Annotated in this window: 10 protein-coding genes; all 10 read left to right on the top strand. The window is 38.8% G+C overall.

Going from position 1 to position 15,688, the window contains the following annotated elements:
* The first annotated feature begins 182 nt into the window (after window positions 1-182).
* The 10 genes from NWF04_01695 to NWF04_01650 all read left to right on the top strand — a co-directional run bounded on the left by NWF04_01695 (window position 183) and on the right by NWF04_01650 (window position 15,686).
* Entirely contained in the window at window positions 183-1,373 is a 1,191-nt protein-coding gene (locus NWF04_01695; protein ID MCW4005303.1) for a rhodanese-like domain-containing protein, read from the top strand.
* Between the two features lie 178 nt (window positions 1,374-1,551).
* Complete coding sequence (locus NWF04_01690; GenBank protein ID MCW4005302.1) at window positions 1,552-1,986, top strand: winged helix-turn-helix domain-containing protein; 435 nt, start codon at window positions 1,552-1,554, stop codon at window positions 1,984-1,986.
* A gap of 183 nt (window positions 1,987-2,169) precedes the next feature.
* Window positions 2,170-2,592, top strand: a complete 423-nt coding sequence (locus NWF04_01685; protein ID MCW4005301.1) for a hypothetical protein — start codon at window positions 2,170-2,172, stop codon at window positions 2,590-2,592.
* Window positions 2,593-3,016: 424 nt separating this feature from the next.
* Complete coding sequence (locus NWF04_01680) at window positions 3,017-3,850, top strand: hypothetical protein (GenBank protein MCW4005300.1); 834 nt, start codon at window positions 3,017-3,019, stop codon at window positions 3,848-3,850.
* Between the two features lie 5 nt (window positions 3,851-3,855).
* Window positions 3,856-4,608, top strand: coding sequence for a hypothetical protein (locus NWF04_01675; protein ID MCW4005299.1), 753 nt, complete (start codon window positions 3,856-3,858; stop codon window positions 4,606-4,608).
* Complete coding sequence (locus NWF04_01670; GenBank protein MCW4005298.1) at window positions 4,605-7,409, top strand: hypothetical protein; 2,805 nt, start codon at window positions 4,605-4,607, stop codon at window positions 7,407-7,409. Before NWF04_01675 ends, NWF04_01670 begins: the two co-directional genes overlap by 4 nt.
* Window positions 7,375-8,172, top strand: coding sequence for a hypothetical protein (locus tag NWF04_01665; GenBank protein MCW4005297.1), 798 nt, complete (start codon window positions 7,375-7,377; stop codon window positions 8,170-8,172). Before NWF04_01670 ends, NWF04_01665 begins: the two co-directional genes overlap by 35 nt.
* A complete protein-coding gene (locus NWF04_01660; protein MCW4005296.1) occupies window positions 8,172-13,715 on the top strand; it encodes a DEAD/DEAH box helicase in 5,544 nt (1,847 codons plus the stop codon). The genes NWF04_01665 and NWF04_01660 overlap by 1 nt, the downstream gene beginning before the upstream one ends.
* Window positions 13,690-15,087: a hypothetical protein gene (locus tag NWF04_01655; protein ID MCW4005295.1), complete on the top strand. Its 1,398-nt coding sequence runs from the start codon at window positions 13,690-13,692 to the stop codon at window positions 15,085-15,087. Before NWF04_01660 ends, NWF04_01655 begins: the two co-directional genes overlap by 26 nt.
* A complete protein-coding gene (locus tag NWF04_01650) occupies window positions 15,042-15,686 on the top strand; it encodes a phospholipase D-like domain-containing protein (GenBank protein MCW4005294.1) in 645 nt (214 codons plus the stop codon). The genes NWF04_01655 and NWF04_01650 overlap by 46 nt, the downstream gene beginning before the upstream one ends.
* The last annotated feature ends 2 nt before the right edge of the window (window positions 15,687-15,688 follow it).

The following is a 15,688-nucleotide window of genomic DNA, read 5'->3' as shown; positions in this document are numbered from 1 at the left end:
AATTAACTATCTCTTACTTAGTAAGACATAACTTGCTTGGAGGTGAATGTATGGAAAAGAAAAACCCCGCCATTTGCCTAATTCTAACCGCCATTCTGATATCCACTTTTGCTCTAGTGCAGCCAGCTATAGCTTGTCACCACTCAGACCCCCAAGATATTACAGTTCAACAGGCAAGTTACATGATTAATCACGCGCATAACGTCCTGATTCTTGATGTCAGGAATGAAAGTGAATACAATTTAGGTCACCTCAAGGATGCTGTCTTGATTCCTTTACATGAACTCGAATCCAGAATCGATGAGTTATCGGCAAGCCAAAATGACAAAGTAATCGTCTACTGCGCAGCCGGTTCAAGAAGCGCTCCCGCCTGCCAAATTCTTGCAGAAAACGGATTCACAAAAGTCTACAACATGCTTGGCGGCATCACAGAATGGGTTTCAATCGGATATCCAATCGATACCACATTCCATGCCGTTACTGTAGACAAACTGCCCGGAGAGGCGGCACAAATAGATGTCGAACCCCTATTACGCCAAATCGGTTGTACCTCTTGCAGCAATGGAACGCATCCATGTCAAGGAGAGGGCGAAATCATCAACATCCAGAGCACAATCTTAGAGGAGCAAGATAACTATACTTTGACTCTAGTTACGTATGAAATTAACGGAACAACCTTTGAAGTCACAATCGCCAATACGATACTGTGGACGTACAGCGAACACGAATACAATTATAATAAAACCGCTCAATTTACTTCGACAGAAATCACTACTAACGAAACATCCCTGCAGCACTATAACCTCAACTACATGGTCCAGCATGAAGACTATAACTTTACCATAGCAACAAATCTAGCACCTTTGGATGCCCAAACCTACAACAGTTCATTTACCGTCATAAAATATGCGCCAATCAACCCGTCTGAAATCATATCCATGGAACTTGTTACCTTCAACTCTTCAGCCACTCTATCCCAACAATACAGCCTTTTAGGGGAAACAGCACAAGAACTAGCGACCATCTACCAACAGAGTGAAGACCAATCAATGGCGCAACTTGCGGAAGGTTATTCTATTATGGCTCAGGAAGCTGAAGGCCTATCAACCCTTGTAGAAAACCAACTTCCGAACTATGATAAAACAATTCTTAACATCGCAGCAATCCTAACCGACGACTATTGGACATGCGTATCTGGCTGTTATGCCTCTTGGTGTCTTACTAATTGGCTAGTTTGTGAACCTTGCTACGCAGCCTTCTGTTTCACTTGCTTTGTTGCACCTAACCCTGTTAGTTGTGCCGCATGCGCTGCATGTATTGGATTACCAGTTGCTTATTGCGCGGGTTGCTGTTTAGTCTACCCATCCTGCTAACGTTTTCCACCAAAGCATACTGTAAAAGCTGTAGGATAATGACGCTAAATAGTAGCTTCATCCCCCCTCTTTTTGCAATGCCAATAGCTTCTCAAGCACTACGGTTCTACGATAACCGTTTGACCCCTTAATTCACAAGTTTTTAAATGCTCTCAGTCAGTTATCAATCACCGCTGAGGTGAGCAGGTTAACCGAAAATGAAAACACCAGCGTCTTAAAAGGAACTGCTCTTGACATCTACCGCTTTATGCTTAAGTCCAATAAGCCTCTTGGGATAAGAGATGTCCAACGGGCACTTAAGCTCAGCAGCCCTTCAGTAGCTCAATATCACATGTCCAAATTAGAGCGGGCTGGACTTCTAAAACAAGAAAACGGTAATTGGGTTGTCAATAAAGTAAGGTTAGATAACCGTGTAAAAGTCGGGCGCTTTCTAATTCCCAGACAACTCTTTTATGCAATATTTGCCGTGGCAATTCTATTAGGTGGTTTTATCCTTTTTAACGGGCAGACTGTTATTAGCCATGAATTTTTTTATTTCATGACTGCCACCTTGGTTTTTGTTTTAATCTTTAGTTATGAGACCGTTAAAGTGTGGCTTAAAGGCAAATTATAGCAAGCAAAAATGGCGCCAGTATCCATCTAGTGACAATGTATATAGTCAGTCATGGCAGCGCCAACTAATGATTTCTATGTTTTTCTTGTCAGTGAGGCATTAGCACTTCACAAACGAATAGGACGTAGGTTACCATTTCAAATACCAAGTAACAACATTTTACCTATACAGGGGTTCGACCACTTGCCGCAAGATGATTTTGAAAATGCCAAGCCCAGTGATTGGAGAGATTATATCGACGAGAAAGTGACTTTTTTTAGAACTGACCTAGGTGGTAGAATTGTTAAACTTAGAGTTCACTTTAAACCGAGGCATGATGGATACATTACCTGGTACTTGGCTGTAAGACAAACTCCAATTGAACATGAGAACAATAAGAAATGGACTACACCTTGGCCACGACTTGAAGACTGGGAACAGTTGGGTATATTGTCGTTGCTTCTATCCCATTTTTGCATAAAAAAGAGATATATGAACAGGAAAAACTTCGTTGAAATTCAAAATATGAAGCGCAATTGGGAAAGTCTGGTAAAAGAAGACTTTGAAGGGTTAAAAAACAAGAAGGCGTTCATAGCCGAAATAGCTCTTAAACTAAGGGAGAGATAACTAAGTTGCGAGTTTGCATGTCTTAGAATGACATACAAAGAACACCGATAGCTTTTAAATGAAATTGAACCATAATAGAAAGCAAGCGGTAAAAATTGAAATCTTTTTTTGCCTAAAGAGGCGGTGCTCTTGGAGTTTAGTCGTGTAAACGATTCGGGCTCGCGAAAATAGTTACTTTTGAGCTGTTTGTATTTTTAGTCTTTGAAAATTTTCCGGTTGGTAACAATTGACTCATTATGAGAGTGCCAAAATCTCTCTATTTCGAATGAGTAGTTGAGCGTATGTAGCCTAAGCACAAAGTCAGTTGAGTATTTCTCTTCATATTTCAATAGAAAGGATTAATTGATACTTTAATGCCAAATTGAATCTTTAGTAAAAAAATCTATATACGATATGCAGGCAATTAAGCCCTTGGGAAAGTGTATTGACGAAGAGGGGTAGTCAAGAAAACATTAATGGCAATTCTATAAAAAGAAATATCCTAGATCAAATGGTATGCGTCATTGTCGACCCTCAAGTAGGAAGGATCAATGTGACCCAAGAGCACGGCCAGCTTCGAGCGCTTCCATTACTAGTAGAAATGGGGATACAGAATTTCACTTTTGTCAATACATGGAAGAATTGGGATCTTCTAACTTATAATTATCTTAAAATTGGAGACCTGCCAATCACAGATTCATTTTCTAGCTTGGTTCAGTTCATTAATCAGGAAACAGAACTAATTAGCGGTCTTAATACAACTGAACGGTTACTCAATAATGCGCTATCTAACAAAGAAGGAAATCTTATCTTAGTGATTGACTCGCCATCCTTCTACCTCAAGAACAATCAAGATGGAAAGCCAATGATTGAAGATTGGGGCTTATCGAACTCTTGTTTTGAATTCAATGTTCTTTTCGCTGATTATTTGGAATCTCTTGGAATTGATGATCCACCAATCCCATTGAATCAGACATGTAATTTAGTTTTCCACCAGATGGCCAAATTGTATAGGGATGCGCAGGGCGAAGAACCGCAAAGGTTGTCCACTATTTTTGACTACGAAAATATGCCAGTTGAAAGCTATGGTTGGCATATACTCAAATCGTTAGCTACAAGGGAAGCTCAACTTGAATGCGACAAATACATCTACAAATGTCTCCGTCCATGGTTGGAATCCGACGTCACCAAAGTTGTCAATAACATACTTGATGCGTTACAGAGATGCAATTTTGACCCAGCCAAAGTTGAAAATCTAAAAAAAGTACATTTAGGGTGAGCTAATTGTCAGTGCCGAAATCCAACAGGATTCTTCTAAGTTACATTACTTTGCGTGGATATGAACTAGAATCGGTTTATCAAGCTACTAAAGATGCGTCGCTAAATTTTGAGGTTCTGGAGCAAAGGTTCTCTCTAGAAAAAGGTCTATTACGAGAATGCGTCAGTTTTCTCCTTAATACTGGACTATTAAAAACTAATGCAGATGAAAGTGAAATAGCTAGAGCAAAAAATTTCCCTGACTTACCTTTTAAATTATTGCTTCTTAATCAATTGAGGCTAGATAAGGCTAATCCCTTTAGTCTTGTGCACTCACACTTGATTGCTAATGATTTCTTTAGAATAGACCGAGAGAGTCTCATGCGATCAGTTGAGAAATCTCTGAATTTTGATTTTGCTTGGAATGACGAGAAACTAAACTTTTGGATGGATTTGGCTAGTTATCTTAGCCTCGGTAGAAAGTACGCTTGTTTTGTAATTTATCCTTCTCCGAAACTTCTAACGACAGTTTTTGAAGACTTCTTAAAACGAGGTCCAAACCAGCATTCATTAAAGAATTTCTTAACTTACTGTGCGATGAATTATTTTGACTGTTTTACTCGGGAAGGTGCGGTTTCCAAAGGTTTACAGTTAAGTCTGTTGCAGTTAAACCAGAAGGGCACGATTTCAATCAAACCTGCAGCAAGTGATGATCCGAATGCGGTTCTTCTTAGTGGAAAACAATACGGGAACATAGCTTTAAGGGAGGCACAGACTTGAAATATACCAAGTGTTGGGCTGAAGATGCTGTAAATCTGTACTTTACTACAGAAAGCAGAGAGAAGGAAAAAGAAGTTTTCTTGAAAACTCATATTCCAATTGATAAAATCAAAGTGGCTTTTTCTAAAGACTTACCCGGCGATCAGAACTTTATCACTGAAGGGCAACTTAAGGAATTAGTGACCCACTCAGTTCCTCAAGATAGAAATCGAATTTTTTTGATTGTTGGCGAGACAGGCTGCGGCAAGTCCGAACTATGTCAGTGGTTAGATTACAATATTGATGACCCTGTCCACATTCCTATTCATATCTCGCGTGCTGATACCAAGATTGAGGATATTGCTAAGCGATTAAGACAACATCTTCCTGATGGTGATAGAGAAGAGTACGCGGAAAGTGAGTTAATTAATCAACGTTCCACCTATCTTGCTGAGTATATCATAATTCATCTAAAACTTCAGCTAGACGAGGACAGGTCTATCAAGAGCCCCAGCGATAGACAAATTCTGGAGAAGTTATTCAACGATTATGAACTCAAAAGAAGACTATCGATTGACATCGATGATTATAAGAAAAGAATATCAACCCAAAATAAAGAGCGCGGGCTGCATATATTATCTAAAAATAGCTTTAACTTTTTCCCAATAGTCAGCGAACTTAGAGATAGAGACGGTGCCTATCTATTTGTAAACAAGGTTATTACCCGTACTTTGAAAGAACGCTTAAAGGTAACTGACTTAGGAAAAAAACTGCAGCAGATCTCTGAACACTATCTTAGTGTCGACAAGCGTCCGGTCTTATTGCTCGAGGATCTTACGTCCTTTACTTTCCTTGCTGAAGATTTAATGGATTATTTATTTGACTTGTCTAAAGGACATTTTGATGTAGTTATCGGTTGGACAACTGGGTTCGAAAGTGGCAATGCCGAGCATATTTTCAAGGCACCCGATACCATGACATACATGAAAGAGCGACTTAAGGCCAGATTTCTTCTTTCTGATCCAAGTGAAAAATCTGCGTTCTTCCTCAAAGATTCATACAAAAATCTGGCTCAAATTTATTTAGAGGCAATTAAATGTGGCAAGTGTCCTATGTGCCAAGACGGCGAGAATAAATTTTATCCGTTTAATTCTGAGTGCCTCGATAGAATCTACCAAAATTTGCAGGAAGAAGGGAACCCAAAACGAACCCCCCGAATATTTTTAGAATTTATCCTAAAGCGCGTATTGAACTCAAACGATTCCCCTTGGAAAACTCTTTCGTTAGCAAGTGCACACCTCAAAGGTCCTCCTTCATTAATAGGCCAAACATACAAAGATTTTTCGGAGTTTGTTGAATTATTAAAATGGTACGGTAAGCAAAAGGATAAAGATGTGCAAATTGACTCAAAAATTCTCGAGTCATTTGACATTATTAGTCCGATTCCCGCAAACGAAGAAGGAATGATAATTGTTCCCATGTCACAGATGGGAATCTCAGTAATGAAGAGTAATATTCCTTTTAAGGAGAAAGAGAAAAAGACAACCGAGGAAGATATTTCAGATTTCCAAAACTGGATAAACCGTGGCGGCGGCAAGTTTTTAACTAGAGAATCTTTAAGAAAGGGCGTTGCCCAGCAGGTGAGGCTTTTTGGAGACCCTTGCATCCTTAAGAATCCGCACTCTACGTTCTCTGGAAATGCTTCACTTTTCTACCAACGAGGAGATACTCTCCCAATAGTCATCGAAGACAGTGGGGATGACCTGGTAGACTTTGATTACAAATTGTTTGTAAAACAAACGACTGACCCCGAGATTCTCGAACAATTATATCATGTTGGCAAGGGTGGAAGCGTTCAAGAGGACAATCTGGTTTCAATCATTGAATGGGCAAAAGAGAAGTCAATTGAGTACAACAACAAATTGATGACAAAACTGGGTAACGAGTTAGGTCTTCATGTAAGGGATTTAGCGTTATTTGCCAAGTTTCTTCTTGCTAACCTTGCTGAGGACTGTGATAAACCAGAAATAGGTAAAATGAAGGGTAATTTGACAATTGGTAGTATTCCTCGTTTCTCAGATGACTACCTGAATCTTCGAGCAAAAAGCCTCGTTCAAAGGCATGAGGAGATTCAAAACCTTTTTTCCAATTTCTTTTGGTTGACCAAAAGCTTCCTTGATTACCAAAGTTTTGAAAAAACTTTGTCGCATGTAGATTTAGAGCAAACGCTCAACCGGGTGTCAAAGATCAACTATCAAAACATCCGAGAAAGTTTTAAATGGGGAAACCAGAAGGGCAGCAGTCCTTTTAGAGACTTAGTTAGAGTTATCAGAGATTATTCCTCCGAAATCAATCAATATCCATACATGAAGGACTTTGAGGGAAAAATTGTAGTCTTAAGGGAAATAGAACAATTAATTCCTAAGAACAATTCAAATGAAGACTTAGCTAAGAATGTCAATTTAATTAAAACCGCTTGTTCTGCATTGGGAATCCCCCTTGAACAACAGTGGATAGAGAGTTTTGAGAGAATTAATAAAAATGAATATGATTTTAGCCTCATGCAAAACATAATCAACACAATCATTGCAGATTTCTCATCCTGCGAGAATATTTTTAGATTTATTCAGTTCCAAGGAAGATATGAAAGATGTTCAGCGACTGATGAATGGAAACTATTAACAATTCTTATTCAGATCTCTGAAAAAGTAAAGGTAACTTCGGAAAAGAGACCTATACCAATTACATCGACCGTGAAACCGAGCAAAAAAAGGGTAAGGGATGCCTATGACAACTTGTCAAAACTCGCAAAAAACTATTAAGGATGTTAACTGGCGACTACATGACGCCTATGAACTAGCGATACAAAGGGTTAACTCTGATCGAGTAGAAGAAATAAACAATCAACTTGCTACTCTCTTAGAAGGACTTACCACAAACTACAGAAAAGCACTTGATAAGCATAAGTTATTAACGGAAGTCTATGAACAATCAACTGAAGTAAGCGTCATGGAGGTTTCGTCACAGATTAAGGATACCCTTTCGAACATTGATAAAGAGAGTTACCAGTTATCTGCCATGACTTCGCTGAATATGGACGGTATTACAAAGAAAATCGAAGATAACAATCAAACTCTACAGTTAATAACACAAAGGTTAAACAAGGAACTGGACAGTTACACGAGTAGTTGGATCTGTAAAATTGGCGTTGCAAAACAGATTTTAAAGATCCCTGACCTAGTAGAGGAATTAGGTGACGAAAAACCGCTAATTCAATGTATCAATTCTCTTGAAGAATGTCTCAGCAAATTCGCGGGGGAGCATCAGGATCTAAGTAGGGCGAAAGAAGAATGGAAAACACTAACAGAAAAATTCGCTGAATACAAAAATATTGAGTCTTTTGAGAGTTTAAAAGAGAACTATGGCTTCAGCATAGATACCATAGAAGTCATCAAGACTTTGCTTAGCGGAAAGGAGATCTCCCTTTCAGCAATAAGTTCTAACGTCTTAACTGAAATTAAGAAATTTGAAGATTTTTGTAACGTAGTAAAACTAGATTTTCAAACAGTTGAGGAGGAAAGATAATGAGATTTGATCCCGTTGATTTAGCAAAAGAAATGGAAATTGCATACGCAACCGATTTTATCGGTGATAAGAACATTCTCTTTGCCAGTATCTTAAAAAGATATGGCGACCCATCTTTAACTTTGAGAGAAAAACTGCCCCACTTAGTTAAAATGCGAGGCCCCTTCATCCAAGCGCTGCCAATACCCAAGTGGAGTCCAGCTCCATGGACACAGTTTTCAAGTGATTTAAGAGCTAAATATGCTCCAAATGGCATCGACATCCGTTTATCTGCTCTTTTTTCAAATTTTATTAGAAGACTCTATGCTTTCCAAGAAAACGCCATTACCTCAATCTTAAATGACAAAAATACTTTAGTGGTTGCCGGTACAGGAAGAGGAAAGACTGAAAGTTGGTTAATACCTATTTTGAACTTCGCCTTGTTAGCTAAACGAGGAAAGGTTCCTGAGCATCCTAGAAATTCAGTTAAAGCAATATTGGTCTATCCAACCAAAGCTTTGGCTCAGGATCAACTGAAAAGGTTGATTAAGTATCTTTTTGAGTTAAATCGGAATTTGCCTGAATCTGAAAGAATAACAATCGGTGTATATGATGGTGATACACCGAACCAATCAGATCAAAATCATATGAATTATCTTATACAGGCTTTTAGATATTTCAAGTGCCCTCAGTTTGACAGCGAGAAATATCTTTGCCGATTATGTGACTCTGAGTTAAACGGATGCTCCTTAATAGTAAAACGAGAAAAAGACATCCCTCAACTTTGTGTACCAACATCTAAATGTAAAAGTAAAATACCCCTCGATTTCATCCACTTAACAAAAGAAGACATACGAGAAAGCAATGTGGATATCCTGCTAACGAATCCTGACATAATTAATTATCGGTTGATTAACATAAACGCCGATCAAGATCGAGAAGCATTTGTAAAACAACCCAAATTCCTTGTACTCGATGAAGTTCATATCTATAGTGGATTATTCGGTTCTTTTGTCTCACAGATTTTGAGAAGATACCAGTTGGTAAGAAAAGAGTTGCTTGGTAACCAACAAGATGATCTTCGCATAATCGCTGCAAGTGCAACTATAAGTAACAAGGCAGAGATCTTTTCCAAAGTAACTTCAATTGACGACTTTGCAGTTATAGAGGAAGAGCATACTCAGATAGGCCAGGATTTCCCAGATCAAATTCCTCATTTCTGGCTCTCTACAGTTTTTTCAAAGGACATGCTCATAAACGAGTATCGTAAATACCTGAATAACTCTAGTGCATCTAGCAATAGCAATGGGTTGTTTACACCTTTACTAAACGCTTTTAACATAGCAGAATGTCCTACAAGAAAATTAGAGAGCGATAAAGACCTTGAAGACTTCTTAGCTGGAAGTATATTTGAGAGCATAACAAAGACAAAAGACCATCCTGAACTCAGTATTATTCGCGCGCTCCATTTCCAGTTACTGCATAAGGCTAGCTTACCCGAAGATATAAAAAAAATCATCGAAGCAAAATATCCGCATCTCGGGAAAAATCAGGTCGACAATTTAATTGAAAATTTTTTCAACATCGGAGAATTGTCCGGAATTCTTGAAAACAGGATCCATCTCTTTGCTTGGCCTGTGGACGGTTTTTACACCTGCATAAATTGCGGCACTATCTATGAAGACCCTCAAAGTGAATGCGAAAAATGCCATCATCATTTTATAACTAAAATGACAGCATGTCGAGAATGCGATGAAGAAGCAGTCGAATCCTGGTTCTGCCCCAAATGTCTAAAATTGACACCAGTGATATCGAGCGTTGAAGGAAAAAATGTTGCCTTCGATGTCCCAACTTGCGATTGCACAGGTGAACACACAAGTCTAATCAAAGTTATTTGGCGCCCCTTCTTTAAATGCAAGAAATGTGGGAAAATCGTAAAAAAGAATTATACCGAGCATTGTGACAAATGTGGATCTAGAATGCTTCTTGACGAACAAGGAAAGAACCTGACATGCACTAATCCTGCCTGCCTTAACTACCAAGTTCCTCAACCAACAAAACGTTGCTCCAACTGTCAATCAGAATTAGAATTGCTGACTAGCGAAACTGTCGTTTGTCCCAAGTGTGGCTCCAAAATTGCCGGGAATCATACTGGTTTATGCGATTGTGGCGCTGCCATGCATCCCATATTACACTTGCCATGGGTCTGTGATAATGACAATTGTAGAGAGGTAATCAACTCAGTGAAGCCACCAGCAACCTGCAAATGTGGTTCAAAGAATTTCTACCTTGCTGGACTATTCGACTTTACTTATGCTTATTCATGTCCTGAGTCTCAAAGTCAATTCGCAGTACCTGACTGTGGGCATACTGATCATGAATCGACATTTCAGAATGTCGATTTTAAAGAGTATAGGTTGCTTGACCAAAATCTGAAAATCCAACGACCTATTGCTTCCCATAAAGCTGTTCCATGTTACCACAAGGGTAAAAGGTATAATAGAAAGAGGTTTATGCCACTTGCGCGAGCCCCAGATAACGTGGCGGTCACCTCATCACAGCACGCACTCAGAAAGATAGTTGGTCATTCAGACTTGACTGGAATGCCTATCGTGTTAAAAGGGGCTAAAGTTCTGTCCTTTTCAGACTCCCACAATGACATGGAAAGACTTAATCGATTTTTTCAGGAACCTGAAGCTGAATGGTTTGTCGACCAGTTGATGATTAGCGCGCTTGAAAAAGGCGAAAATACACTATCCGAGTTGTATAGCAATGTCTTAAAAGAATTAAACCTTCGACAAGAAATTTATGATTCAGCAAGAACCTATGGCGTCGATCTCTTGGAGCGGATCAGTCCTCGATATCAGACACGGCAAATGGCTAAAGAAAAATTTTTAAACGAAGAAATAGATGTTCGATTGTTTGGAGGGATGTTTTTTGGTAAGTTCCAAAACAATCCTCACATTTCTAAAATTGTTTCCTCAGGCATTATCGATTTAAGGCTTAACTTAGATGAAACGCTTAGTAAAGAAGAGACTCACTTTCTTAAAAATCTCTACACGATGCGAACGATAACGGTTGAAAAGTTCGTTGAAAAAGTTATGTTAGAAGAGTCATTTGACCTTGTTTTAGATCGGCTAAAAACAAAGAAATTAGTGCTAGAAGAAAAGGGTCGGTTAAGGATAAATCCGGATAAAATAATTTGTAATTTGGTTTCAAAAGATAGACCCATGTTATGGAATCCCGAAAAAGATGAATTCAAACCAACCATTTTAAGTCAACTAGGGGATGACACTAGTAACTGCGTGAATTTTAGTCGAAAATACAATGAGCGGGTTGACCTTTTTAAGCCAAATTACAGCAAAACCGCATTCCGAATTAATTATTCGTCTCCGATCATGCTGTTAAGTGAAGCATATAAGGGATCCACGGACAAGACAAGACGAAGAGAATTAGAATTCCAGTTTAAAAACGGTATTTATCCAAATTTTCTTTCGTCAGGTCCAGCGATGGAGTTAGGCATTGACATCGGCGATTTGGATATTTTATGCTTGTTTGGTACTCCTCCAAATATCAATTCGTATCTCCAAAGAATTGGGCGCGCTGGTCGAGCCAGCAAGAAATCTCTTGTTTTTACGGTAAGCAAGAGAAATCCTATCGACTATTACTACTATAGAAACCCTCTGGAATTAATCCAATCAAATGCGCAACCAGTACCACTTAATGAACACAACCCTGAGGTCATGAAGATCTCATTATCATGGGCTCTTTTTGATTTTATTGCAGCTCGCTTCTGGATTCCATGGAAAAAAGAGACAAGACCAGATGGTAACAGAATCAGTGATGGTGAAGAATTCGTAAGAAAAGGGAATCAAACAAACAAACCGGACGACATTCAAACATTTACCAGTGTTTACAACAGTAAGAATAGTGAGCTCAACAATGGAGACCGCTTGGGTGTTCTACAGAAAGTAATTGACGAGAATAGAGTTGAAGCCAGATTATGGTTGAAAGGTTTGCTTGATTACAGTTTCTGCCCTAAATGTGGACGACGATACTCTTCTGTATACCAAGGGAAATGCCAAACCAATGGTTGTCTTGAGACAGTAGTTAATGCCTCCGAAAGATTTTCGGACATGATAGAAGATACCTTAAACAATTTCGGCAAACATTTCTCATCCTTGGGTAAAGATTTCGTAAAGGAGATCAGAATAGAGAGAAGGAAACTTAGAGACCAACTTGATGACATAGAGGAAAAGAAAGAAGGCAAACTTGACGCCGAAGAAGAGCAACGTTTGAATTTACAGCAAAAGAGCGCTGAAGAATCCGACATTGAACTCTATAGGTTACAACAAGACGTAGAAAAAATGCTCTATTCTAAATTTCACACAAAGACTCCTGAGGGAAAATATGCTTTTGATATTAGGAAACTCGAGGACGAGATTGACGTTGTATACTATAAAGAAGACCAAAATGAAGGCAGATTTACTCCGATGCTCGAGGCTAGAGGTATTCAAATGGCGTTAAAGGAATATCATCCCTATTCCGTCACGACGTTTTCTCGACAGAAAAGGGTTACTTGCCGAGTAACTTTTGATTCCTGGAGAAGGGAAGAAGTTAAAAAAATATTTCCAGATGTGCTTTTTTGCCCACGCTGCTTTAGTAAATACGACGATCTAGGAAAGCAAGAGTGCGATTGTGGGGGACCCCTTAAAATGTTAGAGACACATACCCCAAACAAAGTAGAGGTCTATCCTACAAATTACCCTTTAAGGGTCAACGTTGAGACAGGACGGGGCCAACTTAAACCATCGGAAATCCATAGTGCTGATCCAAAAGAAACCGTTAAATCTACAATTCCAAACGTTGAAACGAAGGTTATAGAGTTCAAGCCAACCTTAAGTTGGGTAATAAAAAATAACAACGGCATGGATATTGGTTCGATTGATTATGGAGAATTAAAATTAGCTACTTTAACTGACTCATATAGAAATATCTATGAGAATGGTTATGTCGACCGGGTGCCTAAGCATTATGAGATCTGTGGTGAACCAGACTGTAACTGGATTGTTTCTCAGCAAGGTAACCATGTTTGCTGCAGAAATCCAAGCCATGATTCAACCCTTAAAAAATATATCCGCCTAGCTTCAATTTTCACTACCTTTGGCATTAGAATGAAGATATCCGGAGACGAAGCGGTTACACATACGCTTGCCCATGGTTTAAGATTAGGACTGCAAAATGCTGCAGGGGTTCACATAAGAAATATTGGTGAAGTGCTTGATGAGGAATATTCTTATGTCTATGATAATGAACCAGGCGGTTCAGGAGTGACAACACTAGTCACAGCTATGGAAGATGGAAAATACAAGAACTTTATCTATATCATGAAATTGTTCGAAACCCACTTGTCACGTTGTAAATGTGACGATGGTTGTCCAAGTTGTATTTTCCAGTATGGTTGCGCAACTATGAATGATCCAAGAGGGTTATCGCGAAAAAAGACCTTGCAGTGGTTTGCTGATGGAGTCCAACTTGTTGAAGCAGAAACTGAAAAAGCTTGAATTGCCTGACAACTATTGGGGAATATCCCCTGAAAGCCTCTATATTTACCTTGCAGATATAGCCCTCAAAACAGACTTCCTGAATAATTTAATTAAAACAGAAATTCTAGAGAAAAAAGTCCAGAAGGATGAAAATGAATACCGTGTGGCGATTGCTGCTTTTGCGGAGCACCTCAACTTATCTTACAACAATCATGTTCAGCCTTTAGGCAAGATAGCGCTTTTAAGCAGCGAACCATTGTTCTTTTTTCAAACCCTTCTTGTCTCAAAGGATCTTTTCTGTAGGCACTTCATGGTAGCTGCAAAAGATCAGCAAATTAAGGTTGTAAGCATCTCTGAACTGGCTTCTTATTTTCCTACTGACACCGAATACTACCGAAAACTTCTGCAGTCTTTCCATTTTCTTACAATGAAAAAGAACAAAGCTATTTTGGAACAACCAATCATTCAGCGAGTCGCCGCAATAACTTCGTTTAGTGCAGAAACAGGAAATTGGTTAAGTGGACGGGCCTTTTTTGAAACTCTATTTCCTGGTGACATAGAACTGGATGAAAAGTTAACTTGTAGCTTGTTAGCTTCATTGAATATACCGTTTGAAAGAGATAGCGAAGAACTAAGTTTAGTTGAAGCGCTAAAACACCTTGGAAATAATGTTGAGCAAACGCTTCAAGCGATAATTTCAAGACCTGATGCTGTGATGACTACACTGGATTTGGCGATAGAAAATCTGGGAATTGAGGATAGCAAATTACTCGGCAGTCTTAAATCATCAAAATTATCTAATGCAAACAAACAAGTAAATTTTGAAGAATTGGGGGTCCTAGCAAGCAAATTCCATCTGGCTAAGAATAAGCTTGAAAGAGTCATCAATCAGATTGTATTTTTGCAAGATATCTATCCTCAATTATACTTGCCCTATGTCCTCAGTCTTTCTCAGGTTCCACTCGATTGTATAGTCACCATACTTGAGAGATTATTCGGAAATGAGGTAAGAGTGGATGAATATTCTGTCGTATTCAGAAGCACCTTCACAGCAAATCAAGAAATTACCGGAGATCTAAATGAATACCTTAGTTTCGTAATGCGCTCATTCGCAAAGAATGAAGAAAGAGTTAAAAAAATCAAAGAGATGAAAAGCTTTCTAGGTGATAATACAACTCCAAACTTTGCAAATTCAATACAAGCTGTAATAAGAAGCATACTACACAATCGAATTAACGCATTGAGCAACAAACAATTTTCGCCCTTTTACTTTGTTTATACTTGCCTCTTCCTCAGAACCTTGGTAAAGAGAGAATTGATAACTTTAAGGGTGAAAATCCAGAGTTGCAGCGAGAGGTTTACAATCTTGAGTGTAAATGGCCCAACCTAGCAACAATATCATCCGCGACCTATGTTGATATGATGAACAAATTATTTTCTAAGGGAATTGCAGAGGAACTCTCGACAAAAGAAATCTGCATCATGACGCCCTATACAGATTATGAAATAGAAAAGTATGTTTCTATGATCAGAACGCTGATAACCAATGGGTATACAGTGCGCATCATATGTCGTTTGCACCAGAATAGGAAGCGATGGAAGATTTTTAGAGATGGTCTTCTTAAGGGGTTAGGTGACAAAAGCGCCGCTGTCAAGGTTCACACGTACACTCGGTTTAAGGGTTTCGCTAGAGTTAGTCAATTAAAGCGTGAGTCGAATGATTTAAGAAATGAATTTGGTATTCACGCAAAGCTTTTCATAATTGGCGATCCTTCTAACGGTGCTGTATTGTTGGGGTCAGCTAATCTTTTGGAGAATAGTTTTAATTGGAATCCGGAATGTGGGGTTTATACTGAGGAACCTGATTTTATTAAATCAGCTAAAACTTTTTTTGATTTTGTTTGGGAACTCTCTGATAAAGATTCTCTAGATCTTTCGATGCTTGATCGCATTCCAAAGGGACCTTTCTTTCCACATTTTTATCAATAATT

It is taken from the genome of Candidatus Bathyarchaeota archaeon, assembly GCA_026014465.1.
In the GTDB taxonomy this organism is placed as follows: domain Archaea; phylum Thermoproteota; class Bathyarchaeia; order Bathyarchaeales; family Bathycorpusculaceae; genus JADGNF01.
The sequence above is the reverse complement of the archived record's forward strand: the minus strand, read 5'-3'. Positions and strand labels throughout refer to the sequence as shown.